The following is a 26,213-nucleotide window of genomic DNA, read 5'->3' as shown; positions in this document are numbered from 1 at the left end:
AAAAAGGAAAAATAAAGTGTATTATATAACTAGTACAATGGTAGTAAAAAATAGATTCCGAACAATAATCAAATCCCGAAATGTCATTATTTCGTTCTGAACGGTTATTGTTTATATTTGCTAATTTTTATATAATATTGTTAAGGACTTTAAATCAAAAAGGAGTTTCATTATGAAGAAGAATCGTAAAGCTAAAAAGTGGCAATTGTATGCAGCAATCGGTGCTGCCAGTGTAGTTGTATTAGGTGCTGGGGGAATTTTGCTCTTTAGACAACCATCTCAGACCACGGTAAAAGATGAGCCTACTCATCTTGTTGTTGCCAAGGAAGGAAGCGTCGCATCCTCTGTTTTATTGTCAGGGACAGTAACAGCAAAAAATGAACAATATGTTTATTTTGATGCTAGTAAGGGAGATTTAGATGAAATCCTTGTTTCTGTGGGTGATAAGGTCAGCGAAGGGCAGGCTTTAGTCAAGTACAGTAGTTCAGAAGCCCAGGTGGCCTATGATTCAGCTAGCCGAGCAGTTGCGAAGGCAGATCGTCATATCAATGAACTCAATCAAGCACGAAATGAAGCTGCTTCAGCTCCGGCTCCACAGTTACCAGCGCCAGCAGGAGGCGAAGGTGCAACAGCCCAAACTCCAGCTCCAGTCTCAGGAAATGCAGTGTCATCTATTGATGCACAACTAGGTGATGCTCGTGATGCTCGTGCAGATGCAGCAGCACAATTAAGTAAGGCTCAAAGTCAGTTGGATGCCATGACGGTTCTCAGCACTCTAGAAGGAACTGTGGTCGAAGTCAACCGTAATGTTTCTAAATCTCCAACTGGAGCTAGCCAGGTGGTAGTTCATGTCGTTAGCAATGAAAATTTGCAAGTTAAGGGGGAACTATCTGAATATAACCTTGCCAACCTCTCTGTAGGACAAGAAGTAACCTTTACTTCTAAAGTTTACCAAGATAAGAGCTGGACAGGTAAGATTAGCTATATCTCTGACTATCCTAAAACTAGTGGCGAAGCAGCAAGTGCAGCTACTGCCGCAGCAGGTGGTAATTCTGGTTCTAAATATCCATATACCATCGATGTTACAAGTGAAATCGGTGATTTGAAACAAGGATTCTCAGTAAGTGTTGAGGTCAAGAATAAGAGTAAAGCCATTTTGGTTCCTCTAACAAGTGTTGTGACTGAAAATGATAAGAACTATGTCTGGGTGCTTGACGAGCAGAAAAAGGCCAAGAAAGTGGAAGTTGGTTTGGGCAATGCTGATGCAGACAACCAAGAAATCACTTCAGGTCTGACAAATGGAGTCAAGGTCATCAGTAACCCAACGTCTTCTCTAGAGGAAGGAAAAGAGGTGAAGGCTGATGAAGCAACTAATTAGTCTAAAAAATATCTGCAGAAGTTACCGTAATGGTGACCAAGAACTGCAGGTACTCAAAAATATTAACCTTGAAGTGAATGAGGGTGAATTTGTTGCCATCATGGGACCATCTGGTTCTGGTAAGTCCACTCTGATGAATACGATTGGCATGTTGGATACACCAACCAGTGGAGAATATTATCTTGAAGGCCAAGAAGTGGCTGGCCTTGGTGAAAAACAACTAGCCAAGGTCCGCAATCAACAAATCGGATTTGTTTTTCAGCAGTTCTTTCTTCTATCCAAACTCAATGCTCTGCAAAATGTAGAATTACCCTTGATTTATGCAGGAGTTTCGGCTTCAAAACGTCGCAAGTTAGCTGAGGAATATCTAGATAAGGTTGAATTGACAGAACGAAGTCACCATTTACCTTCGGAATTATCTGGTGGTCAAAAGCAACGTGTAGCTATTGCGCGTGCCTTGGTAAACAATCCTTCTATTATCCTAGCGGACGAACCGACAGGAGCCTTGGATACCAAAACAGGGAACCAAATTATGCAACTATTGGTTGACTTGAACAAAGAAGGAAAAACCATTATCATGGTAACGCATGAGCCTGAAATCGCTGCCTATGCTAAACGGCAGATTGTCATTCGAGATGGAGTCATTTCATCTGATAGTGCACAGTTAGAAAAGGAGGAAAACTAAGATGCAGAATCTGAAATTTGCCTTTTCATCTATCATGGCCCACAAGATGCGCTCTTTTCTCACTATGATTGGGATTATCATTGGTGTTTCATCAGTTGTTGTGATTATGGCTCTGGGGGATTCCATGTCTCGTCAGGTTAATAAAAATATGACCAAGTCACAGAAGAATATTCATGTCTTTTTCTCGCCTATTAAAAGTAAAGACGGTTCTTTTACCCAAAAGCAATCAGCTTTGACGGTCTCTGGGAAAGAAGAGGATGTTCCTGTGGAACCACCAAAACCGCAAGAAGCTTGGGTTAAGGAGGCGGCCAAACTTAAGGGTGTAGATAGTTACTATGTAACCAACTCGACAAATACCACCCTGTCTTATAAAGACAAAAAAGTGGAGCGCGCTAGCTTGACAGGTGGAAATATTACTTACATGAAGGCGGTTGAAAATGAAATTGTTGCAGGCCGCAGTCTCATAGCTCAGGATTATAAAGATGTGGCCAGTGTCATTTTGCTAGACCAAGAACTTGCTAATAGCCTGTTTGGATCTGCTCAAGAAGCTGTTAACCAGGTTATAGATGTTGGTGGCTTTAGCTATCGTGTCATTGGTGTCTATACCAGCGATGAGGCCAAGACTGCCAAGACTTTTGGTATTGGTGGACTTCCAATTACGACTAATATTTCTCTTGCCAATAACTTCAATATGGATGAAATTTCTGATATTGTCTTCCGTGTCAATGATACCAGTTTGACACCAACTGTGGGACCAGAATTAGCTAGAAAATTGACCGAGATTGCTGGTATTCAGCAAGGGGAATATCAGGTGGCCGATGCGACTGCAGCCTTCCAAGAAGTACAACAACTTTTTGGATTTATAACTACGATTATTAGTGCTATTGCAGGAATTTCCCTCTTTGTTGGTGGTACTGGTGTTATGAACATTATGCTTGTTTCGGTGACAGAGCGTACCCGTGAGATTGGTCTCCGTAAGGCTTTGGGTGCAACACGTGCTAATATTTTAATCCAGTTTTTGATTGAATCCATGATATTGACCTTGCTTGGTGGAGTCATTGGTTTAACCATTGCGACAGGCTTAACCGCTATAGCTGGCATACTCTTGCAAGGATTGATTGCGGGTATAGAAGTAGGAGTGTCAATCCCGGTTGCCCTATTTAGTCTTGCAGTTTCGGCTAGCGTGGGTATGATTTTTGGAGTTTTGCCAGCCAACAAGGCATCGAAACTCGATCCAATCGAAGCCCTTCGTTATGAATAGAATCAACAAGATGGACACTCGTCTATCTTGTTTTTGTATGGATTTCCCTATCGAAAATCATTAAAAATGTGATATAATGAAGTGTTAGAAAAACAGGTTTCATTTGCCTGGAAAGGAAAAATTATGTCTGAAAAGAATTTTTATATTACAACGCCGATTTACTATCCATCTGGAAAACTTCATATCGGTTCTGCCTACACAACTATTGCTTGTGATGTCCTAGCTCGTTACAAACGCCTCATGGGCTACGATGTCTTTTATCTGACAGGTCTTGATGAGCATGGTCAGAAAATCCAGCAGAAAGCTGAAGAAGCTGGCATCACACCTCAAGCCTATGTTGACGGGATGGCAGTTGGAGTCAAAGAACTCTGGCAATTACTCGATATCTCATACGATAAATTTATCCGTACAACGGATGACTACCATGAAAAAGTTGTCGCACAAGTCTTTGAACGCTTGCTTGCTCAAGATGACATCTATTTGGGTGAATACTCTGGTTGGTATTCAGTTTCAGATGAAGAATTCTTTACAGAAAGCCAACTTGCGGAAGTTTTCCGTGACGAAGCTGGAAATGTGATTGGCGGTATTGCTCCATCAGGTCACGAGGTTGAATGGGTTTCAGAAGAATCTTACTTCCTTCGCCTCAGCAAATACCAAGATCGTTTGGTAGACTTTTTCAAAGCTCATCCTGAATTTATCACTCCAGATGGTCGCCTAAATGAAATGCTGCGCAACTTTATCGAGCCAGGTTTAGAGGATTTGGCGGTTTCTCGTACAACCTTTACATGGGGTGTTCCGGTACCATCAAATCCAAAACACGTTGTATACGTTTGGATTGATGCCCTTTTGAACTATGCGACAGCGCTTGGATACGGTCAAGACGAACATGGTAACTTTGACAAGTTCTGGAATGGGACTGTCTTCCATATGGTAGGAAAAGATATACTTCGTTTCCACTCAATCTACTGGCCAATCCTTCTTATGATGTTGGATATCAAATTGCCAGACCGTTTGATTGCCCATGGTTGGTTTGTTATGAAAGACGGCAAAATGTCTAAGTCTAAAGGGAATGTGGTCTATCCTGAAATGTTGGTAGAGCGCTATGGACTAGATCCGCTTCGTTACTACCTCATGCGTAGCCTTCCAGTTGGTTCAGACGGAACCTTTACTCCAGAAGACTACGTTGGCCGTATTAACTATGAATTGGCTAATGACCTTGGGAACCTCCTCAATCGTACGGTTTCTATGATTAACAAGTACTTTGATGGACAAATTCCAGTCTATGTAGAGGGTGTAACAGAGTTTGACCATGCTCTTGCTGAGGTTGTAGAACAATCAATCGCTGACTACCACACCTACATGGAAGCAGTTGACTATCCACGTGCACTTGAAGCAGTCTGGATTCTGATCTCTCGTACCAATAAATACATCGACGAGACAGCACCGTGGGTCTTGGCAAAGGATGAAGCACTTCGCAATCAATTGGCAAGTGTTATGAGCCACTTGGCAGCCAGCCTGCGTGTTGTAGCTCACTTGATTGAGCCGTTTATGATGGAAACCAGTCGCGCGGTCTTGACTCAACTTGGTTTAGCAGAAGTTTCTAGCCTTGAAAACTTGAGCTTGGCTGATTTCCCTGCAGGTGTGACTGTAGTTGCTAAGGGAACACCAATCTTCCCACGTCTGGATATGGAAGAAGAAATCGCCTATATCAAGGAACAAATGGAAGGCAACAAACCAGCAGTCGAAAAAGAGTGGAACCCAGACGAAGTTGAACTCAAACTAAACAAGGAAGAAATCAAGTTTGAAGACTTTGACAAGGTCGAAATCCGTGTCGCAGAAGTCAAAGAAGTGTCTAAAGTAGAAGGTTCAGATAAGTTGCTTCAATTCCGCTTGGATGCTGGCGATGGTGAAGATCGTCAAATTCTTTCTGGGATTGCAAAATACTATCCAAACGAACAAGAATTGGTCGGCAAGAAAGTTCAAATCGTTGCCAATCTCAAACCACGCAAGATGATGAAGAAATATGTCAGTCAAGGGATGATTCTCTCAGCTGAACATGATGGACAATTAACCCTTCTTACAGTTGATTCAGCTGTACCAAACGGAAGTGTGATTGGGTAAAAGTAAAACACTAAAGTCAGTTGAAAGACAAAGTCCTTAGACTACAAGTTTCTAAGGACTTTTCTTTGTTGACTAAACTGAGATTTTCATTGATGGGATTCGTATTAAGGTCGCAGACAATAACCACAAATATACTCACTAAGTTCTAGACAAGTAAGCTGGGTTCATGAGTGGCAACTGGAAGTTGACATTGGCTTGGATCTGAAAAAAACACGGGGAAAAAGTCGCTTGCCCCTCAAAAGAAAGCGAAAATCGAAAAAAATTCTACGTTGAAAAGTCATGTGGAAGTTGCTTTTAGAACTTACCTTTATTTTTCTATCTTTATTAGAATGACTTCTAATGTAGAAGTATAATAGATTTTTTGGTATAATAAAAGTTATGGAAATCGAAAAAACCAACCGTATGAATGCGCTCTTTGAATTTTATGCGGCGCTTTTGACAGATAAGCAAATGAATTATATAGAGCTCTACTACGCTGATGATTATAGCCTTGCTGAAATTGCCGAGGAATTTGGTGTCAGTCGTCAGGCTGTTTATGATAATATCAAGCGGACAGAAAAAATTCTGGAAGATTATGAGATGAAATTGCACATGTACTCGGACTACATTGTCCGCAGTCAGATTTTTGACCAGATTTTGGAGCGCTATTCCAAGGATGACTTTCTGAAAGAGCAGATAGAAATTTTAACAAGCATTGATAATAGAGAATAAGAGGAAGAAAAATGGCATTTGAAAGTTTAACAGAACGTTTGCAGAACGTCTTTAAAAATCTACGTAAAAAAGGAAAAATCTCTGAAGCTGATGTCCAAGAGGCAACCAAAGAAATTCGCTTGGCTTTGCTCGAGGCCGACGTTGCCTTGCCTGTTGTAAAGGACTTTATCAAGAAAGTTCGTGAGCGTGCAGTCGGCCATGAGGTTATTGATACCCTTAATCCTGCGCAACAAATTATCAAAATCGTTGATGAGGAATTGACAGCTGTTTTAGGTTCTGATACGGCAGAGATTATCAAGTCACCTAAGATTCCTACAATCATCATGATGGTTGGTTTACAGGGGGCTGGTAAAACAACTTTTGCTGGTAAATTGGCCAACAAACTCAAGAAAGAAGAAAATGCTCGTCCTTTGATGATAGCGGCGGATATTTATCGTCCTGCGGCTATTGACCAGTTGAAAACTCTGGGTCAACAGATTGATGTGCCGGTTTTCGCTCTTGGAACAGAGGTTCCAGCTGTTGAGATTGTTCGTCAAGGTTTGGAACAAGCCCAAGCTAATCATAATGACTATGTCTTGATTGATACGGCAGGTCGTTTGCAGATTGATGAGCTTTTGATGAATGAACTTCGTGACGTAAAAGCATTGGCTCAACCAAACGAAATTCTCCTCGTGGTTGATGCCATGATTGGTCAAGAAGCGGCCAATGTTGCGCGTGAGTTTAATGCTCAGTTGGAAGTCACTGGGGTCATCCTTACCAAGATTGATGGGGATACTCGTGGTGGTGCGGCTCTATCGGTTCGTCACATCACTGGAAAACCAATCAAGTTTACTGGTACAGGTGAAAAGATTACGGACATTGAAACCTTCCACCCAGATCGCATGTCTAGCCGTATCCTTGGTATGGGGGATATGCTCACTTTGATTGAGAAAGCTTCTCAAGAATACGATGAGCAAAAAGCCCTTGAAATGGCTGAGAAGATGCGTGAAAACACATTTGATTTCAATGATTTCATTGATCAGTTGGATCAGGTGCAAAATATGGGGCCGATGGAAGACTTGCTCAAGATGATTCCAGGTATGGCTAACAATCCAGCCCTTCAAAACATGAAGGTAGATGAACGCCAGATTGCTCGCAAACGTGCTATTGTGTCTTCAATGACACCTGAAGAACGTGAAAATCCAGATTTGTTAAATCCGAGCCGTCGCCGTCGTATCGCTGCAGGTTCTGGGAATACCTTTGTCGAAGTTAATAAATTCATCAAAGACTTTAACCAAGCTAAACAGCTTATGCAGGGTGTTATGTCTGGAGATATGAACAAAATGATGAAGCAGATGGGAATCAATCCAAACAATCTTCCTAAAAATATGCCAAATATGGGAGGAATGGATATGTCTGCCCTTGAAGGAATGATGGGACAAGGTGGTATGCCTGACTTATCAGCTCTAGGAGGAGCGGGAATGCCAGATATGAGCCAGATGTTTGGTGGTGGACTAAAAGGTAAAATCGGTGAATTTGCTATGAAACAGTCCATGAAACGCATGGCTAACAAAATGAAGAAAGCGAAGAAGAAACGCAAATAAAAAAGGAAAGCAGAAGTGCTTTCCTTTTTTATATAGCATATGTGCTTTCTATGATTAGGCAATTTTCTTAATCGAAAAATTGACTAAATAGAAAGAGAGATTTCAAATCCTTGCGTCCATTCGGATTTTACTGTAATTTCGATTTTTAAAGCATCTGCTAATTGTTTGACTAGATAGAGCCCCATACCTGTTGATTTTTTCCTTGTATCACCTGAATCACCTGTAAAGCCTTTTTCAAAGATATGAGGAAGGTCACAAGCTTTAACTCCGCAACCATTATCCCTAATAATCAGACTTGTGCGCCCCTTATCTTTTGACATAGAAATACTGAGTTCGGGCTTGTCAGAGCTATATTTAAGGGCGTTGGCGAGTATTTGAGAGAGGATAAATTCAAAACTGCGTTGATCGGTGTAGCAGATTCCTTGTATGTTCTCTAGCTGAATCGTAAATTTCTTTTCTTTGAGCAAGGGATCAAAGTTTTCCAAAAGATCTTGGATACACTCTTGGAGGTCAAGGTCTTCAAATAGAAAATCATTTTTTTCACTTTTCACCCTGTAATAGAATAGTATCTGTGATACATTTCCTTGGATTTGATTTTTCACATAGTCCAACTTAAAAGTTGTATCCTTTGGCAACTGGTCACTTTGATTGTCCAAAAGGAGGGAAAGAAGCGATAGAGGGAGTTTGATTTCATGAGCCCATTTTTCAACATAGTCCTCGTATTCGGCTAGTAATGAGTTGAGCTTTCCTATTTCCGCTTGCCTTTGGTAAAGCGCATTTGCGATTTCTTCGATGCTTTCTTTCTCTGAGGCACTTGATAAACGCAATAATTCCAGCTCCGTATCCATCTTAGGATTGGCTATGAAGGCTTTATAGGCAGCGGATTTTTTTCTTTCTTTTCTTATCAGTAGGAATGATAGGATGAAAAAGAGCAGGACAGTAGCTAAAAGATAGAGAATGATGAGGGCTTGAAACTTTCTCACGTCAGAAAGCCAAAGCAGGACAGCTGTGAATAGATCAAATGCTAAGAGAACAAGTAACCAAGGCAGATAGGTAGCCAAATATTTAGGATTCTGTTTCATATTCCCTTTCCTCTTCCAATTTGTAACCGATGCCTCTGACGGACTTGACTTGAAGTGCAATACCAGCCTGTTTCATCACCTTTTTGAGTCTTGCAATATTTACTTGAAGGGCATTTTCATCGATGAACTCAGTTGTATTCCACAGTTTCATGCTTAGTTCTTCTTTTGTGACGACAGAATCAGTTGCCACTAATAAAGTTTCTAACAATTTCCCTTGATTTTGGGGGAGTAAAATCGAGTGTCCATTGATATAAAGGGTATAGGTCTGTCTATCCAGCAGAAAATTATCTTTTTCAAGTAGATTTTGTCTGCCTTCATAGCGTTTCAAGATATTTTCTATACGTGCCAAAAATCTTTCTTTCTTGAAAGGCTTTGTTAGATACTCATCTGCCCCTAATTTCAGGGCGTAGATTTCATCTTTTAATTGTTCACGGGAAGTGAGAACCAATATAGGGACAGAGCGTTTTGACTTGAGATTTTTACAAATTTGAAAACCTGTTTCTCCTGGCAAATTCAAATCCAGTATGATTAGATCTGTATCGTATTGCAGCACTTGCTGGCTTGTATCTTTGAAGTCAGTCAACTTATCAACTTGATAACCCGCTTTCTCTAACAAGATGACAATTTCATCTCGAATCAAGGCTTCATCTTCAATAACCAGAATATGCTTCATATCGGTTCCTCCTTTTCCTATTTTATTCTACCTTATTCATCTCTTTTGGGTTCCATTAATGACAATAAGTACTTGTTGCTATTTTTCTTTACAATTCTGATATAGATGACTTCAAAGCCAGCTAATAGCAGTACGATCAGCATGGCTGTGATAAATCTCTGCCCCATAACCATTCTTGCGCTAGTGGGCACTATTCCTGTGAGGAGGGAGCTCACTCCGAAGCTACTACTGATAAGTGCAAGGGTTATTGGTAGACCGAAATACCAGTTGACTTGCTTTTCTGACGATTTACAAAGAGTTTCGTAGTTGGCACCAAGATGGATTAAGGTCTGGTATCGTCTATAGGATTGTCTTTGTCCCATCAAAAACTGAACGCCGATAATTGTATTTGCGACAACAAGGAAGATGATAGACAGATAGATGGTGACATAGCTGGCAGAGATAATGTAAAACAATTGTCTTCCCATATTTTGTATATAGCTTTCATAGCCAAGAGAGGTTTGATTTAGCTTTTCATTGGTATCTGAGATAGCTCTCATCAAGCCTTTTTCCTTGACTAGCTCAGGAGCCAAGATACCGCTAACATAGTTCGAATAGCGACCGTCTGTATAGCTCATAAAAATCTCATCTGGAACTATGAGAGCGACAGAGAGGGTTATCTCATGATCCGTTACGATTGGCAAAGACTCCACCTCGCCAATCAATTTTACATCATTTCCCATGACTTTGATTTGAGGCTTTGTCTTTAGGACAGAGTTGACGAGACTTTCATCTGGCAGAAAATCTTTCCCCATATACAAATATGCTTCCTTATTAGTTAGTTCTAGAGGAGGAAGATTGGCAGCCTTTTTAAGTTCATTGTATTCGGAAACTGGTATGAGGTGGGAATTAGTAGACTGTTTAAATTTATGGAGCAAAATTTCCTTGTTCTTGTTGTCTTTTTGATTTTTCAACTCCTTGATGACCTCTTCAAAGGACACGGATTCGTGTTCTTTAGTTTGGCCTACTTTAATTTGCAGAATCTTTGAAAACTGTGATACTAGTCCGGCAGCTTCAAGCTCTTTTTTAACTGCATTTACATCAAGATTTTCATCTGTTTCCTGCTTGCTATCTCTAAATGTATAATCCAATACGTGGGTTTGATTGCCTGGATTGCCGCTTGTAATGGCCACACCTGCTCCAAAGAGGCACAAGGCAGAGAAAATTAAGAGGGAGCAGACAGCCAGTATAGTTGAGCGTTGGATAACTAATTCCTGAATCTGTCTAAAATTATAGGCATGAAGTTTTCGATTGTTTCCAAGCTTGACCAAAAAGTCTATAAATAAACGCATACCAAAGAAGAGTAGGATAGTTCCCAGAGTTCCTAAGAGAACGGTGATGCCCATTGTTATGACATTTTCCCAAGCTTGTCCACTCATACCCATGTAATAGGCTGTTCCTAGAAGCAAAATTCCGAGGACAGAAGCAAGAAGGTACACCCCCTTGGGGAGTAGTTTCTTCATCCCAGAAGGAGAATAGGCGAGCAGGTTTCCGATTTCCATATTGGCAGTCTTTGCACTTAAAAGGACAAAAACAGCTAATTTTACGGCTAGGAAGCCGATGACTGTATAGAGTAGAGCTGTGGTAGATAGAGAAAATTGATGTTCAATAATCCCTAGTCCCACAATTTTAGCGGTTATTAGGCTAATCAATTCTGAAATTAAGATGGAAATAGGAAGTCCTATTCCAAGGGCAAGGACACTGTTTCTCAAATCCTCGAGCAGAAGTAGCAAGAACAGTTTGCTTCTTCGCATTCCCAGTGTGAGATAGACACCAAATTCATGTTTTCTCCTTTCCATCTGCATACTGCTTGAGAAGTAAACTAGAAAAAAGAGAATAAAGAGCGTTGCTACATAAAGAATGGGAATCATGCTAAAGAGTTTATTTACAGCGTCACTTTCTATTTGTTTTAGAAAGTGCATCACATCTTGATGAGACAAAGAAAGGATGATGTAAAAGGAGATAATAGACAGAACCATAGAACTGAAATACAAGCCGTTATTTTTTCGATCTCTCTTGCTATTTCTTGAGACTAATTTAGAAAACATTACCATCACCTCCAGCTAGTGCAGCCATGACCTTTAGTATTCTGTGATAGAAGTCTTCTTGACTTTCTCTTGGATAATCGCGACGGATTTCATGGAATAGTTTTCCATCTTGGATAAACAAGATGCGGTTGCAAAAGCTGGCTGCGACAGAATCGTGGGTCACCATGAGAATGGTGGTTTCTTCCACTTGATTCATTTCGGATAATTTTTGCATCAAAATGGTTGCGTTTTTTGAATCCAAAGCTCCTGTGGGCTCGTCCGCAAATACAATCTTAGGGTCTAAAATTAAGGCGCGCGCAGCAGCTACCCTTTGCTGTTGACCACCTGATAATTGAGAAGGGAACTTATCCAGTAGTTCAGAAATATCTAGATATTGGGAAAGTAATTCTAACCGAACCTTGCTTTCGTTAGCATCGACCTCGTGCAAAGACAAGGGAAGTAAAATATTTTCTTTGGCTGTAAGATTGTCCAAGAGCTCAAAATTCTGGAAGAGATAGCCAATTTCCTTGCCTCTATAATCTGCTAATTGGCTCCCTTTTAACTGACCTAAATCCTTTTCTTGCATTTGAATGGAACCGTCAGTTGGCTTGATGATTGTGGCTAGACAGTTAAGAAGAGTTGTTTTCCCAGAACCGCTACTCCCCATAATTCCTAAGAACTCACCTTTTACAACTTGAAAAGATATGCTATCCAAGGCTTTGGTAATATTGGGACCTTTCCCATAATACTTTTTTAATGATTCTACTCGTAAAATTGTGTCCATGTGAAACACCTCCATTTTTTGTTACTTTCATTATAATATGAATCAGAGTAGAATAACACTTACGGATGATGTAAGAAATCTTTATCGCTGACTTTTATAATCAGGTTATTGGAACTATACTTACTATATTATAGCATGCTTTCAGGGATTTAAAAAGAGGAGTAGAGGTTGAGAAATTTTCCTAATATTGAAATCATAAAAAATAATACCACTGAAGTTCATGCTCCAGCGGTATTATTTTTTATTTTATAGGAAACTCTATTCCCACTCAATTAAAAATTTCATAGGTTTAGTGCCAGAAAACCTTGATTTATTAAGGTTTACAATGCCTTTTAAATATATTTGGCGGGATTTCTGGCGGGGTTATCTTTTTAGATTTTGATTCCCGTTGAATTGAATTTTTGTTTTTGGAGCTGTATGTATGGATATATTCCCACTCATTATTTCAGCAATAGATTCGTCAGCTCCACGCCAAAGGTGTGAGTAATGTTTCAAAGTAATTTCTGGGCTAGAATGACCTAACCTTTTCGACAAAATCAAGACAGATACATTAAACTCGTTTATCAAATAAGAAGCGTTACTATGACGAAGTCCTTTACCCTGTATTCGCTTTACATTAGCTAGTTCAGAATATCGTTGAATAATTCTAGCTAGTGTAGATTTTATCATTGGAAGGCTATCATATGTAAATATAAAATCAGTTTCATTGCCTAAACCAATTTCTTTCTGTCTGTCTTTCCAACGCTTTAAAATAGAAATCGTATCATCATCTAGGGAAATAATACGTTTGCCATCACTTGTTTTGGTATAAGCATTTCTTTGCCAGTTTTTCCTTGATTTTAGAATAAGCATATGATGAACACGCATACGCTTTTTATCGAAATCAATATCATTCCACCAAAGTGCCATTCCTTCATTTACTCGAATACCTGTCATGAAAAAAGTCCAAAGCATAACGAAATTAAGATGTTCATAAAAATCATCAAGACAGATTTGAGCAATAACACGCTCAAATTCTACTTTAGTCCAGTATGGAACGATAGCCTTTCCTTTCGGAATAGCTTTGGCTTTCTTAGAGATATTAGTTTCCAAATAACCCATTTCTACAGCATAATCAAGAGACTTTCTAAACATACCAAAGATTAGACTAGCGTAGGCTTGAGAGTAGCCAGAACCGTTTTCGTCTTTACTTGACAGTAACCATATCCGATAGTTTTGAATATCTTCAATAGTCAAACCACGTAGTGTCTTGTTATAAAATCGTTCAGCAATCTTTTCAAGATTTTTGATTCTGACAGCATAAGTACTTTCTTCCACATACGATTTATAATATGGTATATAACAATCTAAAATAAACTGCTTGACAGTCATATTGTAATTAGCGTAAGTATGAGCTTTGTGATACTCTCGTTTTACCCGAGTCAATTCTAAATACGCCTCTCTGGCAGTAGAAAAAGGCTTACCGTTGCTATCTTTTCTACTTTTCTTTCTAATACGTTTACCACTGATTCTATCAATACCTAGCTCTGTTTCATAGAAATATTTTCCTTTCATATCAACAAACACACCGCTATAACGTGTTTTTGCCATTTGTTATTCCTCATCTAGTTTTACACCGATAAGGTTTTCTACTCTTTCCCGTGGGACTAGTCCAAGTCTACGGTTATTGTAGAATGGTATACCTTTATTATACACCAAATCCTGCTTTACCGCTTGAATAATACTAATTGCAGTATGTTTCTTATATCCTAGTTTTATCAAGTCGTCTTTACTAATCAATGATTTCATACGCTTACTGTTCCCTTCTGATTTTTATTCTTGTATCAGTTGAATTTTGAATAACCTCCCCATTGTCATCTATTGATAGATTGTAAATCGCAATATCTTCTTTGTACTCAAGATTATCTAAATGACCTACTGAAAAACTGGGGGTTAATCCCTCAAAATAATTTCTTTCTAAATTTTCATAGCTTACTATCGGTTTTATTAAACCACGAGATGAAAAATATTTTGGCTGTTTATATCCACTTGGAATAGCTAGTAAATCTTTTGTGATATATTTTGTAATGTAGTTAGCAACTTTTTCAGAAGAATCGATTTTTGTAACGGTACTAAATCCTAATTGATATGAATCAACATTATAGACTTGCTTGCCATTCTTTTTTATCAATCGACCAGTTTTAGTATTTCTTGCTTTTGTTAATTTTGGACTAAAACCGCCTGTTACTCCATGAAAATGAAGCCGTCCATTTTTGTGTAATTCTGGTATGAAAATATAGTGAAATTTTCCATATTTTTCACGCTGAGCTTTGAGCCAAGCGCGTATTTTCTTTTTTACGATTAAATAATCATGGGAATTGATTTTTTCGTCGTTAAAAGTTAATGTCCAAAATAAATCGAAATCATTGCACAGCATGTAGTGACGAATACGCCTTTTTATCCTATTGGCTTGCTGATAGAGTTCTTTTTCACTTGGACTTTTAAAAGTATTAGATACTGTAGTATCGGTTTCTCCTAGTCTTCTAAATTTTGGTTTTCGATAGTATATGACCTCGAAAGTATTTGGATTATATTGAATTATTTTTGTGTTATATAATTCTCTAGTCATTAGTCCTCCGCTTATCATGCCTGCATGTCAAGTAGCAGGCTAATATACACATCTAGCGAGCCCTGGCTTGCTTATGGGCAAGCTGGCTCACTAGATAGTTAGTTCATTCTATCTGCTTTCTTGGAATAGTTTGAAAGTCCCTTATTTTATCTTTGAAATCTATTGAATCTAAATCAAAATATGGAGTCTCAAAATATTTTATTCCGTTTGTTTTCGGAGTTAAAATATATCCTTTTCCAACTCCTCCTCTGTACTCCGCCAAAAGGTCTCTTTTCTCTTTACCCATGACACTGTAAAACGTTTCTTCGGATATGCTTGATTCACTTCCTAAAATAATTCTTGTCTGGCACTGTTCGGTTACTGCACGTGGTAAATCTGAAGCAAGTAATTTTTGGCTTGCCAAGATGAGTAAACCACGTCCGGAAGCTCGTGATTTTAGGGCAAGTATTTTTAGCAATCTAACCATCTCCTTTTGTTGGGAAGGTGTGCCAGATTCTAAGGCTGCAAGCACCTCATCAAATATTAGATAATGGGCTGGAAGTGAGAAATCACTATAAGTAGTTGAAAAATCAACTGAAGAAAAAGAGAAATAACGTTTGTAGGTATCTTGCATTTCAAAAACCATTTGCTCAAGAAGTAGAACAATCTCTTCTGCCGTACGTGCAACAGGAATACCGAGGTTTTCAAAGGTTGCACCTAAAGAAGTTCGTTTTGCGTCAATTAAACTCACAGAATGCCCCTGTTTAATTAGCATACCAGCAAGAGCAGCAAGATAAAGTGATTTTCCTGCTCCGCTAGGGGCTATAACAATCTGGTGGCAAGCCTCACTAGCTATGTCAAAGCGAATGTCATTATATAGTTTTATAGGAGAGTAATTGATACAGTAATCGTCATCGGCTATCTCAAATAATTCACTTACAGAATATCTCATTGGATTTTCTCCGTATTTAAGAACAATAATATTCTTCTCTATAGTGGATTCTAAAAGATTCCATTCTCTATAGGTAGTCTGAATAAGAAATTCGGTCAACCGTCTAGTGATTTCTTTGACTTGCTGAATACTAGGAACTGTTCCCGATGGATTTAGTTCAATCACAGTCCTGTTATCTGCTTTATAAAATCTCCACTCAACTGTTTTTATTTGAATTTTATTAGCTGGTAGTTGGATTAGGTCTAGCCGTTCTGTTGCAAGTTCAAGAATACTTAAAAATCTGTACTTCCAGATAGGAGAATAAATCGAAAACAATAATTTTATAGCGACATGACCGATAAAAAGAGCTACAAGAGTAGAAGATACAATAATACTTATCTTGTAGACAACGCTTAATAAGGGTAAGCGTGATGAAAGAAAGGTAATAACAAGAGATAATAGGAGTACCTTAAACAGTTTCTTGAAGATAAAACATTGCCTTTCTTTACGGTTTTCTATGGTTTCTGAAATAGATAAGTAAGTGGGGGTATCCTCACGAAAATCATATCTACTCAAATTTCGTTTTATTTTAGTCAGTATCATGATTTAGCACCCAGTAACTTTATTTCTGAAATTATGAGCTTAAATTCTCTGTAAGCACCGCCATTTCGACCATCAGATATCCATTTTAACGCTAATAATGCTCCTTCTAAATCTATTGTTTTAGCAATGATTAACTCATTATTAATTTTTTTCAAAAAAGATTCATCGTTGTATATCTCAACAGTGAAAGGTTTTATGCTACTTAAATCTCCATCAACATCTTGAATAGCTTGAACAATTTCTGGCTGAAGAGCCAATAAAACTTTTTTACTTATTGTTCCATCAATGACTTCATTTTTTTCATTACGTTTAGGAACGTCTCTACATTCAATAACAAAAGCACTAGTAGGAGTATGTTCTACATTTGACGTACCAATTAGTAGATTTTTCAAGCTTGGTGAGTTAAAACTCACTTTTCCAATATTATTTTCCATTTTGTTACCTCTTTATCTTTGTGCGCACACTAGATTAATTTTATCAAGCAGTTCATGACCTCCTTGACAGTCATATTGTCTCATTTTTAATTAGTTAAAATGTGGGGATAAAAATTTTTTGACAACAAAAAAATCCCCACACGAAGTGGGGAAAATATGCTATACAGTACTAAATAAAAATTGTATCATTTACGATAAATTAAACTTTCGAGTGTTAGTTTATCTATTATTGGTAATAAAATATACTTTGCTAATAAATCCAACTTTTCTGGAAGTTTCTGGTAGCTAAGATAAGATTCCTTATTTTTATGTGATAGTGTGACAGAGTCTTTTTTTCTAAATAAAAATACTGAATCATTTTCTAAAATTTCTATAGTATCAAACTGATTATAGGTAAAATCAATAAATTTATCTTTTAATTCATTGTAAGAAGAACTTGCTAAAGGAAAATGTTGTTGAAAATATTCTCTTATATCCTCTGTATTTGTTAGTGATAAATTCAATAAGTGCTTAGAATATTCTGGAATTTCTTGAATATCAAGAATCATTTCAATAAAGAAATCTTCTAAATATTCGTCTATATCACAGCCCCATAATACTTCATTCTCATCATTAAAATAATGTTCTTCATTAACAAAGTATTTCAATACACTGGGAGTGATTAAATAGGGATTGTTCCTACTTAAATCAGATAAATTGGAGTAATTTAATATTTTCCCAATAAGTTTTTCATCTGAATGTAAATCAATATGTCTTTTGAGTTTTAAATCTTTGTATTTCTCTTGGATTCTTTGTGAACATTTTTTAAAAATAAAATGACATGAGTTAGGAAATTTTTCCTTACATGAATTATTGAATTGCTTACTTGACATATATTTAAACTTCTTCTATATCATCTGGAATATAAGTAATTACATCATACACATTGCAGTTCAAAATAAAACATAGGGTATCTAATGTAGCTGTAGTTATTGGTTTTCCTTTTTTCATTCTATGTAGTGTATTGCTGGATAGACCGTGGTGAAAAATTAATTCGTATTCTGTTTTTCCTTGTTTAAACAAAGTCTCGTAGAAGGGTTTATATGAAATCATCGTTCTCATCTCTTTTCTAAATAGATAATTTCATTTTATCGTTATTAATTTATTGACTATACTCAATAAATTGACTATAATTAGAGGGAGAGTTATTGATTGGAGGATTTTATATTGAAACTTGAAGATTTTCAGACTTTCCCATTTAAAAGTGTGCAAGAATATATTTCAGACAAAGAAAAAGCAATAAAATTCAGTTTCTTATTGCAAGGAGATGAGCCTGACCGTTCTGAATTGATAAAATTAATATATAAAGACATTTTTGAATGGTATGATGATAAAGTACATAGTGGCGATACTCTTATAACATATCGTACAGCAATTTTTCGAAAATATTATGGAAAATCATATAGTAACTTATCAAGAGATAAACAACACGAGATTCTTAATATTATAAAATCATATACTGAACATGACGATGATTTTCCTTTCGAGTTTGAACTTGATAGTAAAGAAAAAAAAGTTTATCAGATTTGTAACAATTATCAAATAGGAAATTTTGGAATTTTCCCAAAAGGAAGAATAAATCCTAAAAGAGCACAGTCTCCATATAATGATTATTTTGACCTTGCTTTATCAGTAATATGGGATTTATATGATGGTACATTGACTCCAGACGATGAGTTTAAAAAAGCAATTTTAGATGAGAAAGAATATTTTGACCAATTTAAAGATTTTGAGACATTTCTATCTGAGAATTTCCTAACTGTATTTTTTGATGATGACGGATATTTAATTCGATTATCTGAAATTGATAATTTTGAGGAATATGTAAGAATTAGTAATCAAATTATTTATACTAGAGGACTTGCCATTCTAACCTACCTTCAATCAAGGTATGATGATAATAGTGAAGTGCCCACCCAACAACTTGAAGAAAAGAAAACAGTTCCTAAACCAACTACCAAAGAGATGGCACATCGAACTCTGGAAATTGCAGAAGAAGAAATAGATAAAATTTCTAAACTTGATGAACATTTTAATGAACTTGAGGTTAATCTTCATAAAGTAAAATTTGAAGCTACAAAAAAACGAATACACGGTGCTATTGTTCTTTTCTTGCTCGTTGTATCACTATTCTTTTATACTTCAGAAATTCTCATATTCATTTGGATTTTATCTGTAATACTATATGTAGCAGATAAAATCAGAATTATTAAAGAGAAAATAAAATACGATAAAATGCTAAATACGACTCAGGAAAAATATAGAGAAGAAAAGAAAAAATTATTATCTACTTTGCGAAAAGAGTACTATTCCATTCCAACTGAATTTAGAACATACAATCATGTCTCAGGTATACGATATTTTTTGAACGCTGATATTGCATCAAATTTGCAACAAGCTATTCACTATTATTCAAATGAATACAATTCTAAAAGAATGCAAGACCAAATTTATAGCTTACATCATTCAAACACAATATTACAAGATAGAATTAAGGAGCTCGAATTAGAAAGAGAGCTGGAAAAATACTAATCAAAAAGGAGAATACTACAATGACAAAATTTAATTTACAATCAAATCAAATTTATAGTGAATTAAGTAAGTTTGAGATAGAAGAAATACTGTATAATGCTACAAAACAATTGAACGGTAGTGTTGAACGGCAAAGTTCTGAAGAAATTTCATACTCTGGACAGGGAAATTTTTTTGATTACATGAAGCACCCAGGTTTAAGTAGATATACATGTTGGCAAGTCTTAGTTACTATATCAGATTTAGGGGATAAACGAAAAGTTGAGCTAACTGCAGTCGGAGAAAGTCCGATTAGTTACCTACTCAATAATTTTCTATCATTCATTACTTTTGATACCTTATTCCAAGGTCATCGTAATCTTAATTTTGGCATATCAAAAGAAAAGGCTAAATACCTTTCTAATTTGTTGTAGAAGATAATTTATATACAAAAAACTCTCTTAGTACATATTCACACTAAGAGAGTTTTTTGTAATCTATTTGCCAAGTTTGGCGGGAAAATTGGCGGGGTAACTTTTCTAAAAAGATAAATTTATACCATTCTAACTTCTAGAAACCCGATAGAATCGGTGTAAAACATTCATTTTTACTTTCTATATTATTCCCACTCAACTGTTGCAGGTGGTTTACTTGTAATATCGTAGACGATACGGTTAACATGATCCACTTCGTTTACGATACGTACTGAGATTTTTTGTAGGACATCCCAAGGAATTTTGGCGAAGTCAGCAGTCATACCATCGATAGAGGTGATAGCACGGATTGCAATCGTGTAGTCATACGTACGACCGTCACCCATAACCCCAACTGAACGAACACCTGTATTAACTGTGAAGTATTGCCAGATATCGCGGTCAAGACCCGCTTTAGCGATTTCTTCACGAAGGATAGCATCTGATTCACGAACTGTTTCTAGCTTTTCTTCAGTGATTTCACCCATAACACGGATAGCAAGTCCTGGTCCTGGGAATGGTTGGCGCCATACGATATGGTCTGGCATACCAAGCTCTGTACCAAGGGCACGAACTTCGTCTTTATAGAGAGTGTTGAGTGGTTCAATCAATTCAAATTGCATGTCTTCTGGAAGACCACCCACGTTGTGGTGTGACTTGATAGTTTGAGCTGTATCCGTACCAGACTCGATAACATCTGTATATAAAGTACCTTGAGCAAGGAATTTCACATCTTTGAGCTTGCTTGCTTCGTCATCAAATACATAGACAAACTCGTTACCGATGATTTTACGTTTTTGTTCAGGGTCAGAAACGCCAGCAAGTTTGTCAAGGAAGCGTTTAGCAGCGTCTGCTTTGACGATATTCAAACCAAACTTACCACCGAGCATGTCCATAACTTGATCAGCTTCACCTTTACGAAGAAGACCGTGGTCTACGAAGATACAGATCAATTGATCGCCGATCGCTTTTTGAAGAAGAACCCCAACGACAGATGAGTCAACTCCACCTGATAAACCAAGAAGGACACGTTTATCACCGACGGTTTCACGAATTTTTTGGATCTGCATATCAATGAAATTATCCATTGACCAATCGCCTTTAGCCTTACAAATGTTAAGAGCAAAATTACGAAGGATATCATTTCCGTATACAGAATGACGAACTTCTGGGTGGAATTGAATACCGTAAATGTGTTTGTCTGGGTTTTCAATGGCTGCATAAGGGCAGTCAGCTGATGTTCCAGTACGAACGAAATCAGCAGGAATTTCAGTAACCGCATCACCATGGCTCATCAGAACAGTCTGTTCATCAGGTGTTGATTCAAAAAGAGCTGATGGTGTGTGAGTTAGAGTTGATTGACCGTATTCACGATTTCCAGCGTCACCTGCAGGGACAACTTTTCCTCCAAGTTTATGGGTCAATAACTGCATACCGTAACAAATTCCCAAAATAGGAATTCCGAGTTCGAAGATTTCTGGGTCAATATCGAATGAACCATCTTCGTATACAGAGTTTGGACCACCTGAAAGGATAATTCCTACAGGATTGATTTCACGAACTTCAGCAGCTGAAATTTTATGGCTCTTTAGTTCTGAAAAAACACCAATCTCACGGATACGGCGTGAAATCAGCTGGTTGTATTGGCTACCATAGTCCAATACGATGATTTTTTCTACATCTTGCAAATCAGTTGAAATGTTGCTCATCTTTTTCCTTTCTCAAAAGAAATATCTTTTTTCAATATTCTATCACAAATAAGGGCGAATTACCAACTAAACAAGGCGAAGTTTGACTTTTTCTTGTTTATTAGGGTACAATAGAGAAAAGATAGAAATGAAGTGAAAAATATGCTACCTGCTTATATGAAAATCCATGATCAGATTAAAAAGGATATTGACGATCACCGTTGGGCTATTGGGGAGAGGCTTCCTAGTGAACGAGATTTAGCAGAGCAGTTTGAGGTCAGTCGCATGACCCTCCGCCAAGCTGTATCTCTATTAGTTGAAGAAGGTGTCTTAGAGCGCCGCGTAGGAAGTGGCACCTTTGTTTCCAGTACTCGGGTACAAGAAAAGATGCGAGGGACAACCAGTTTTACTGAAATTGTTAAGTCCCAAGGCAAAGTCCCCTCTAGCCAGCTTATTTCCTACAGAAAAACTATTCCCAATGAGCAGGAAGTTGCTAAGCTAGGAATTTCTCCAACGGAGAATATTATCCGAATGGAGCGGGTTCGCTATGCCGACAAAGTTCCTCTGGTTTATGAAGTTGCTTCTATTCCTGAAAAATTCATTAAGGATTTTAAAAAAGAAGAAATCACCAGTCATTTCTTCCAAACCCTGCAAAAACACGGCTACCGTATCGGTAAATCACAACAGACTATTTATGCTCGCCTTGCTAAAGAAAAGATTGCTCACTATTTGGAAGTTGAAAGAGGACATGCTATTCTTGGATTAACCCAGGTTTCCTACCTGGAAGATGGGACAGCTTTTGAATACGTGAAAAGTCAGTATGTCGGCGAACGTTTTGAATTTTACCTTGAAAATAACTAGTATAGAAAGGCTAGTTTTTTTACTTTCTTAAAAGATTAGAATTGTCAAAACAATCTGTCTAGGCTTGATTTTATGGATTATTTACTATAAAATGAGAAGGAAAAACGTCAAACTTTTATATTGCAAATAGGAGAAAACATGACAAAAACATTAAAACGTCCTGAGGTTTTATCACCTGCTGGGACTTTAGAGAAGCTAAAGGTAGCTGTTCAGTATGGAGCAGATGCTGTCTTTATCGGTGGTCAGGCCTATGGTCTTCGTAGCCGTGCCGGAAACTTTACCTTTGAACAGATGGAAGAAGGCGTGCAGTTTGCGGCTAAGTATGGAGCTAAGGTCTATGTAGCTGCCAATATGGTTATGCACGAAGGAAATGAAGCTGGTGCTGGTGAGTGGTTCCGTAAACTGCGTGATATCGGGATTGCAGCAGTTATCGTATCTGACCCAGCCTTGATTATGATTGCAGCAACAGAAGCACCAGGTCTTGAAATCCACCTCTCTACCCAAGCAAGTGCCACTAACTATGAAACGCTTGAGTTCTGGAAAGAACTAGGCTTAACTCGTGTCGTTTTGGCGCGTGAGGTTTCAATGGAAGAATTGGCAGAAATTCGCAAACGTACAGACGTTGAGATTGAAGCCTTTGTTCATGGAGCTATGTGTATTTCCTACTCAGGTCGCTGTACGCTTTCAAATCACATGAGTATGCGTGATGCTAACCGTGGTGGTTGCTCTCAGTCTTGCCGTTGGAAGTACGACCTTTACGATATGCCATTTGGGAAAGAACGTAAGAGTCTTAAGGGAGAGATTCCAGAAGAATTTTCAATGTCAGCCGTTGACATGTCTATGATTGACCATATCCCAGATATGATTGAAAATGGTGTGGACAGTCTGAAGATTGAAGGACGTATGAAGTCTATTCACTATGTTTCAACAGTGACCAACTGCTACAAGGCAGCTGTTGATGCTTATCTAGAAAGTCCAGAGAAGTTTGAAGCTATCAAGCAGGACTTGATTGATGAGATGTGGAAGGTTGCCCAACGTGAATTGGCAACAGGTTTCTACTACGGTACACCATCTGAAAATGAGCAGTTGTTTGGTGCTCGTCGTAAAATTCCTGAGTACAAGTTTGTCGCTGAAGTGGTTTCTTATGATGATGCGACACAAACAGCAACTATTCGTCAACGGAACGTTATTAACGAAGGGGACCAAGTAGAGTTTTACGGCCCAGGTTTCCGTCATTTTGAAACGTATATCGAAGATTTGCACGATGCTAAGGGTAATAAAATCGACCGCGCTCCAAATCCAATGGAACTCTTGACTATCAAGGTTCCACAACCTGTTCAAGCTGGAGACATGGTTCGCGCTCTCAAAGAAGGTCTCATCAATCTTTATAAGGAAGATGGAACCAGCGTCACAGTGCGTGCTTAATAAACATGTAGGAGATGAAAGCTTTCTAGTTGCTTTTCTTTTAATCCTACTTACTAAAAGAGCATTAGGTTAAAGAAAATATATTAATTTCCATCCGAGATTTCATCTCGGATTTTTTCATTATTTTTCAGAAAGACCTAGATAATGGACGGATTTATTACAAGTTTTTTACAAAGTTTTCTATATAATAGACTCAAAAATAGCAAAATTGTAAATAATTTTCATTAAACGCTTTCAACGTAAGTAAAAAGTTGACAAATCCAATTTTTAGGACTAAACTAAGTAAGTAAATTTTAATTAAAAGGAGAATTCGTCATGAATTTAACATTTTTCGGTCTATGTCTTGCCTGTATGGGTGTATCTCTTGGTGAAGGTATGTTGATGAACGGTTTGTTGAAATCAGTTGCTCGCCAACCAGATATCATCTCAGAACTACGTAGTTTGATGATCCTAGGGGTTGCCTTTATTGAAGGTACTTTCTTCGTTACTCTTGTCTTTTCATTTATCATCAAATAAAAGAAGTATAAATTGAAAAAGGGAGGATTTTAGATGGAAGAAAGTATTAATCCAACCATCAATATTGGTCCTGTTACCTTTAATTTAACCATAGTAGTTTTGACTTTGTTGACTGTAGCACTTATTTTTGGCTTTATTTATTGGGCAACTCGAAATATGACTTTGAGACCCACAGGAAAACAAAATGTATTAGAGTATTTATTTGATTTTGTTGTTGGATTTACAAAATCAAACCTTGGTCCAATGATAAAGGATTATTCTCTCTTTTATTTCTGTTTATTCCTATTTATGGCCATTGCAAATAATATTGGCTTAATGGCTAGAATTCAGACTACAGATGGTGTAAATCTTTGGACCTCACCAACAGCAAATTTGTCATTTGACTTGGTTTTGTCTTTTACAATTATTTTAATGACCCACGTAGAAGGAATTCGTCGTCGTGGAATCAAAAAGTATTTAAAAGCATTTGTAACACCAGGTTTTATGACACCAATGAATCTCTTAGAAGAAGTTACCAATCTCCTTTCACTTGCATTGCGGGTCTTTGGTAATATCTTTGCAGGAGAAGTGATGGCAAGTATGTTAGTCCTACTTTCTCATCAGGCCTTCTATTGGTATCCTATTGCTTTTGGAACAAATCTAATCTGGACTGCATTTTCTGTTTTTATTTCTTGTGTACAAGCATATGTATTTACATTGTTATCTTCAATGTACCTAGGAAATAAAATTAATGATGAAGAATAGAAAGGAGTAGTTTATGAATGTAACAGTAGGTGAATTACTTGGTGATTTTATACTAATCGCTGGTTCCTTTATTCTCTTGCTAGTCTTGGTTAAGAAATACGCTTGGTCAAATTTGACTAGTATTTTCGAACAAAGAGCAGAAAAAATTGCAGCAGATATTGACGGAGCTGAACAAGCACGTCAAAAAGCAGAAGTATTGGCTCAAAAACGCGAAGATGAATTGGCTGGTAGCCGTAAAGAAGCTAAGACAATCATTGAGAATGCGAAAGAAACAGCTGAGAAAAGTAAAGCTAGTATTTTAGCAGATGCTAAGCTAGAAGCAGGACGCTTGAAAGAAAAAGCGAACCAAGAAATTGCTCAAAATAAAGCTGAAGCTTTACAAAGCGTTAAGGGTGAGGTAGCAGATTTGACAATCAGCTTGGCTGGTAAAATCATCTCACAAAACCTTGACGGTCATGCCCATAAAGAACTCATTGATCAGTATATCGATCAGTTAGGAGAAGCTTAATGGACAAGAAAACAGTAAAGGTAATTGAAAAATACAGCATGCCTTTTGTCCAATTGGTTTTAGAAAAAGGAGAAGAAGACCGTATCTTTTCAGACTTAGCTCAAATCAAGCAAGTTGCTGAAGAAACAGGCTTACCTTCTTTTTTAAAAAAAGTGGCAGTAGACGAGTCTGACAAGGAAAAAACGATTGCGTTCTTCCAAGATTCAGTGTCACTTTTATTGCAAAACTTTATTCAGGTTCTTATCTACAATCACAGAGCAAATCTTTTTTATGATATTCTTGTAGATTGCTTGAACCGACTTGAAAAAGAAACAAATCGATTTGAAGTGACGATTACGTCAGCTCATCCTTTAACTGATGAACAGAAGAGTCGCTTGCTCCCTTTGATTGAGAAAAAAATGTCTCTGAAAGTAAGGAGTGTAAAAGAACAAATCGATGAAAGTCTTATTGGTGGTTTTGTCATTTTTGCCAATCACAAGACAATTGATGTGAGTATTAAACAACAACTTAAAGTTGTTAAAGAAAATTTGAAATAGAAAGTGGTGTTCT

The 26,213-nt window shown here is 37.5% G+C and carries 26 protein-coding genes; 14 read left to right on the top strand and 12 right to left on the bottom strand.

Translation table 11 applies throughout. The annotated features are described in order from the left end of the window. Positions 1-169 precede the first annotated feature (169 nt). The 6 genes from HMPREF2613_RS04695 to ffh all read left to right on the top strand — a co-directional run bounded on the left by HMPREF2613_RS04695 (position 170) and on the right by ffh (position 7,739). Entirely contained in the window at positions 170-1,378 is a 1,209-nt protein-coding gene (locus tag HMPREF2613_RS04695; protein ID WP_070479319.1) for an efflux RND transporter periplasmic adaptor subunit, read from the top strand. Next, positions 1,362-2,063, top strand: coding sequence for an ABC transporter ATP-binding protein (locus HMPREF2613_RS04690; protein ID WP_033680086.1), 702 nt, complete (start codon positions 1,362-1,364; stop codon positions 2,061-2,063). The genes HMPREF2613_RS04695 and HMPREF2613_RS04690 overlap by 17 nt, the downstream gene beginning before the upstream one ends. A gap of 1 nt (position 2,064) precedes the next feature. After that, positions 2,065-3,324, top strand: coding sequence for an ABC transporter permease (locus tag HMPREF2613_RS04685; RefSeq protein WP_070479317.1), 1,260 nt, complete (start codon positions 2,065-2,067; stop codon positions 3,322-3,324). Between the two features lie 123 nt (positions 3,325-3,447). After that, a complete protein-coding gene (gene metG / locus HMPREF2613_RS04680) occupies positions 3,448-5,445 on the top strand; it encodes a methionine--tRNA ligase (protein ID WP_049551876.1) in 1,998 nt (665 codons plus the stop codon). A gap of 378 nt (positions 5,446-5,823) precedes the next feature. Further along, positions 5,824-6,156, top strand: a complete 333-nt coding sequence (locus HMPREF2613_RS04675) for a putative DNA-binding protein (RefSeq protein WP_049493433.1) — start codon at positions 5,824-5,826, stop codon at positions 6,154-6,156. A gap of 11 nt (positions 6,157-6,167) precedes the next feature. Continuing rightward, positions 6,168-7,739, top strand: coding sequence for a signal recognition particle protein (gene ffh, locus HMPREF2613_RS04670; RefSeq protein ID WP_000863612.1), 1,572 nt, complete (start codon positions 6,168-6,170; stop codon positions 7,737-7,739). 83 nt (positions 7,740-7,822) lie between these two features. Here ffh and HMPREF2613_RS04665 read toward each other — a convergent pair whose 3' ends face one another. The 11 genes from HMPREF2613_RS04665 to HMPREF2613_RS04615 all read right to left on the bottom strand — a co-directional run bounded on the left by HMPREF2613_RS04665 (position 7,823) and on the right by HMPREF2613_RS04615 (position 17,991). After that, the gene (locus HMPREF2613_RS04665; RefSeq protein ID WP_049551877.1) at positions 7,823-8,821 is read right to left on the bottom strand and encodes a sensor histidine kinase; all 999 of its coding nucleotides are present in this window, start codon (positions 8,819-8,821) and stop codon (positions 7,823-7,825) included. After that, the gene (locus HMPREF2613_RS04660; RefSeq protein WP_042751014.1) at positions 8,805-9,494 is read right to left on the bottom strand and encodes a response regulator transcription factor; all 690 of its coding nucleotides are present in this window, start codon (positions 9,492-9,494) and stop codon (positions 8,805-8,807) included. Before HMPREF2613_RS04660 ends, HMPREF2613_RS04665 begins: the two co-directional genes overlap by 17 nt. 32 nt (positions 9,495-9,526) lie before the next feature. Continuing rightward, complete coding sequence (locus tag HMPREF2613_RS04655; protein ID WP_070479315.1) at positions 9,527-11,581, bottom strand: FtsX-like permease family protein; 2,055 nt, start codon at positions 11,579-11,581, stop codon at positions 9,527-9,529. Next, positions 11,571-12,344 carry an ABC transporter ATP-binding protein gene (locus HMPREF2613_RS04650; RefSeq protein WP_042751016.1) on the bottom strand — a complete coding sequence of 258 codons (774 nt, stop codon included), beginning with the start codon at positions 12,342-12,344 and terminating at the stop codon, positions 11,571-11,573. The genes HMPREF2613_RS04655 and HMPREF2613_RS04650 overlap by 11 nt, the downstream gene beginning before the upstream one ends. A 363-nt stretch (positions 12,345-12,707) precedes the next feature. Next, entirely contained in the window at positions 12,708-13,934 is a 1,227-nt protein-coding gene (locus HMPREF2613_RS04645) for a tyrosine-type recombinase/integrase (protein ID WP_070479313.1), read from the bottom strand. A gap of 3 nt (positions 13,935-13,937) precedes the next feature. After that, the gene (locus HMPREF2613_RS04640; protein WP_070479310.1) at positions 13,938-14,132 is read right to left on the bottom strand and encodes a DUF3173 family protein; all 195 of its coding nucleotides are present in this window, start codon (positions 14,130-14,132) and stop codon (positions 13,938-13,940) included. A 4-nt stretch (positions 14,133-14,136) separates the two neighbouring features. Continuing rightward, positions 14,137-14,952 carry a rolling circle replication-associated protein gene (locus tag HMPREF2613_RS04635; protein ID WP_070479308.1) on the bottom strand — a complete coding sequence of 272 codons (816 nt, stop codon included), beginning with the start codon at positions 14,950-14,952 and terminating at the stop codon, positions 14,137-14,139. Between the two features lie 103 nt (positions 14,953-15,055). Beyond that, the gene (locus HMPREF2613_RS04630) at positions 15,056-16,465 is read right to left on the bottom strand and encodes a cell division protein FtsK (RefSeq protein WP_070479307.1); all 1,410 of its coding nucleotides are present in this window, start codon (positions 16,463-16,465) and stop codon (positions 15,056-15,058) included. Further along, a complete protein-coding gene (locus tag HMPREF2613_RS04625; RefSeq protein WP_070479306.1) occupies positions 16,462-16,899 on the bottom strand; it encodes a hypothetical protein in 438 nt (145 codons plus the stop codon). Before HMPREF2613_RS04625 ends, HMPREF2613_RS04630 begins: the two co-directional genes overlap by 4 nt. 185 nt (positions 16,900-17,084) lie before the next feature. After that, the gene (locus HMPREF2613_RS04620; RefSeq protein ID WP_070479304.1) at positions 17,085-17,771 is read right to left on the bottom strand and encodes a hypothetical protein; all 687 of its coding nucleotides are present in this window, start codon (positions 17,769-17,771) and stop codon (positions 17,085-17,087) included. A 4-nt stretch (positions 17,772-17,775) separates the two neighbouring features. Continuing rightward, positions 17,776-17,991, bottom strand: a complete 216-nt coding sequence (locus tag HMPREF2613_RS04615; RefSeq protein WP_000626832.1) for a helix-turn-helix domain-containing protein — start codon at positions 17,989-17,991, stop codon at positions 17,776-17,778. A gap of 114 nt (positions 17,992-18,105) precedes the next feature. Between HMPREF2613_RS04615 and HMPREF2613_RS04610 the strand changes: the two genes are divergently transcribed. Further along, the gene (locus HMPREF2613_RS04610) at positions 18,106-19,470 is read left to right on the top strand and encodes a DUF6994 family protein (RefSeq protein ID WP_070479301.1); all 1,365 of its coding nucleotides are present in this window, start codon (positions 18,106-18,108) and stop codon (positions 19,468-19,470) included. A 20-nt stretch (positions 19,471-19,490) separates the two neighbouring features. Continuing rightward, positions 19,491-19,883, top strand: coding sequence for a hypothetical protein (locus HMPREF2613_RS04605; RefSeq protein ID WP_070479298.1), 393 nt, complete (start codon positions 19,491-19,493; stop codon positions 19,881-19,883). 185 nt (positions 19,884-20,068) lie between these two features. On the opposite strand, the gene guaA is transcribed toward HMPREF2613_RS04605, so the two are convergent. Then, a complete protein-coding gene (gene guaA / locus HMPREF2613_RS04600; RefSeq protein ID WP_000065711.1) occupies positions 20,069-21,631 on the bottom strand; it encodes a glutamine-hydrolyzing GMP synthase in 1,563 nt (520 codons plus the stop codon). A 141-nt stretch (positions 21,632-21,772) separates the two neighbouring features. On the opposite strand from guaA, the gene HMPREF2613_RS04595 reads away from it, so the two are divergent. The 6 genes from HMPREF2613_RS04595 to HMPREF2613_RS04570 all read left to right on the top strand — a co-directional run bounded on the left by HMPREF2613_RS04595 (position 21,773) and on the right by HMPREF2613_RS04570 (position 26,200). After that, positions 21,773-22,471, top strand: a complete 699-nt coding sequence (locus tag HMPREF2613_RS04595; RefSeq protein WP_070479296.1) for a GntR family transcriptional regulator — start codon at positions 21,773-21,775, stop codon at positions 22,469-22,471. Positions 22,472-22,609: 138 nt separating this feature from the next. Beyond that, positions 22,610-23,896: a peptidase U32 family protein gene (locus tag HMPREF2613_RS04590; protein WP_000169065.1), complete on the top strand. Its 1,287-nt coding sequence runs from the start codon at positions 22,610-22,612 to the stop codon at positions 23,894-23,896. A gap of 315 nt (positions 23,897-24,211) precedes the next feature. Further along, positions 24,212-24,412 (top strand): F0F1 ATP synthase subunit C, encoded by a 201-nt coding sequence (locus tag HMPREF2613_RS04585; protein WP_001054560.1) that lies wholly within the window; start codon positions 24,212-24,214, stop codon positions 24,410-24,412. Between the two features lie 33 nt (positions 24,413-24,445). Next, complete coding sequence (gene atpB, locus HMPREF2613_RS04580; RefSeq protein WP_000392870.1) at positions 24,446-25,156, top strand: F0F1 ATP synthase subunit A; 711 nt, start codon at positions 24,446-24,448, stop codon at positions 25,154-25,156. A gap of 13 nt (positions 25,157-25,169) precedes the next feature. Then, positions 25,170-25,664 carry a F0F1 ATP synthase subunit B gene (atpF, locus tag HMPREF2613_RS04575; RefSeq protein WP_001103468.1) on the top strand — a complete coding sequence of 165 codons (495 nt, stop codon included), beginning with the start codon at positions 25,170-25,172 and terminating at the stop codon, positions 25,662-25,664. Then, positions 25,664-26,200, top strand: coding sequence for a F0F1 ATP synthase subunit delta (locus HMPREF2613_RS04570; protein WP_070479294.1), 537 nt, complete (start codon positions 25,664-25,666; stop codon positions 26,198-26,200). The genes atpF and HMPREF2613_RS04570 overlap by 1 nt, the downstream gene beginning before the upstream one ends. Positions 26,201-26,213: the final 13 nt, after the last annotated feature.

This window comes from Streptococcus sp. HMSC070B10, from assembly GCF_001808665.1.
GTDB lineage: Bacteria > Bacillota > Bacilli > Lactobacillales > Streptococcaceae > Streptococcus.
The sequence above is the reverse complement of the archived record's forward strand: the minus strand, read 5'-3'. Positions and strand labels throughout refer to the sequence as shown.

Excerpts from the sequence above, each read along its gene's own strand:
- HMPREF2613_RS04690 (WP_033680086.1), top strand. The coding sequence starts at position 1,362 with ATGAAGCAACTAATTAGTCTAAAAAATATCTGCAGAAGTTACCGTAAT.
- HMPREF2613_RS04685 (WP_070479317.1), top strand. The coding sequence starts at position 2,065 with ATGCAGAATCTGAAATTTGCCTTTTCATCTATCATGGCCCACAAGATG.
- metG (WP_049551876.1), top strand. The coding sequence starts at position 3,448 with ATGTCTGAAAAGAATTTTTATATTACAACGCCGATTTACTATCCATCT.
- HMPREF2613_RS04675 (WP_049493433.1), top strand. The coding sequence starts at position 5,824 with ATGGAAATCGAAAAAACCAACCGTATGAATGCGCTCTTTGAATTTTAT.
- ffh (WP_000863612.1), top strand. The coding sequence starts at position 6,168 with ATGGCATTTGAAAGTTTAACAGAACGTTTGCAGAACGTCTTTAAAAAT.
- HMPREF2613_RS04665 (WP_049551877.1), bottom strand. The coding sequence starts at position 8,821 with ATGAAACAGAATCCTAAATATTTGGCTACCTATCTGCCTTGGTTACTT.
- HMPREF2613_RS04660 (WP_042751014.1), bottom strand. The coding sequence starts at position 9,494 with ATGAAGCATATTCTGGTTATTGAAGATGAAGCCTTGATTCGAGATGAA.
- HMPREF2613_RS04655 (WP_070479315.1), bottom strand. The coding sequence starts at position 11,581 with ATGTTTTCTAAATTAGTCTCAAGAAATAGCAAGAGAGATCGAAAAAAT.
- HMPREF2613_RS04650 (WP_042751016.1), bottom strand. The coding sequence starts at position 12,344 with ATGGACACAATTTTACGAGTAGAATCATTAAAAAAGTATTATGGGAAA.
- HMPREF2613_RS04645 (WP_070479313.1), bottom strand. The coding sequence starts at position 13,934 with ATGGCAAAAACACGTTATAGCGGTGTGTTTGTTGATATGAAAGGAAAA.
- HMPREF2613_RS04640 (WP_070479310.1), bottom strand. The coding sequence starts at position 14,132 with ATGAAATCATTGATTAGTAAAGACGACTTGATAAAACTAGGATATAAG.
- HMPREF2613_RS04635 (WP_070479308.1), bottom strand. The coding sequence starts at position 14,952 with ATGACTAGAGAATTATATAACACAAAAATAATTCAATATAATCCAAAT.
- HMPREF2613_RS04630 (WP_070479307.1), bottom strand. The coding sequence starts at position 16,465 with ATGATACTGACTAAAATAAAACGAAATTTGAGTAGATATGATTTTCGT.
- HMPREF2613_RS04625 (WP_070479306.1), bottom strand. The coding sequence starts at position 16,899 with ATGGAAAATAATATTGGAAAAGTGAGTTTTAACTCACCAAGCTTGAAA.
- HMPREF2613_RS04620 (WP_070479304.1), bottom strand. The coding sequence starts at position 17,771 with ATGTCAAGTAAGCAATTCAATAATTCATGTAAGGAAAAATTTCCTAAC.
- HMPREF2613_RS04615 (WP_000626832.1), bottom strand. The coding sequence starts at position 17,991 with ATGATTTCATATAAACCCTTCTACGAGACTTTGTTTAAACAAGGAAAA.
- HMPREF2613_RS04605 (WP_070479298.1), top strand. The coding sequence starts at position 19,491 with ATGACAAAATTTAATTTACAATCAAATCAAATTTATAGTGAATTAAGT.
- guaA (WP_000065711.1), bottom strand. The coding sequence starts at position 21,631 with ATGAGCAACATTTCAACTGATTTGCAAGATGTAGAAAAAATCATCGTA.
- HMPREF2613_RS04595 (WP_070479296.1), top strand. The coding sequence starts at position 21,773 with ATGCTACCTGCTTATATGAAAATCCATGATCAGATTAAAAAGGATATT.
- HMPREF2613_RS04590 (WP_000169065.1), top strand. The coding sequence starts at position 22,610 with ATGACAAAAACATTAAAACGTCCTGAGGTTTTATCACCTGCTGGGACT.
- HMPREF2613_RS04585 (WP_001054560.1), top strand. The coding sequence starts at position 24,212 with ATGAATTTAACATTTTTCGGTCTATGTCTTGCCTGTATGGGTGTATCT.
- atpB (WP_000392870.1), top strand. The coding sequence starts at position 24,446 with ATGGAAGAAAGTATTAATCCAACCATCAATATTGGTCCTGTTACCTTT.
- atpF (WP_001103468.1), top strand. The coding sequence starts at position 25,170 with ATGAATGTAACAGTAGGTGAATTACTTGGTGATTTTATACTAATCGCT.
- HMPREF2613_RS04570 (WP_070479294.1), top strand. The coding sequence starts at position 25,664 with ATGGACAAGAAAACAGTAAAGGTAATTGAAAAATACAGCATGCCTTTT.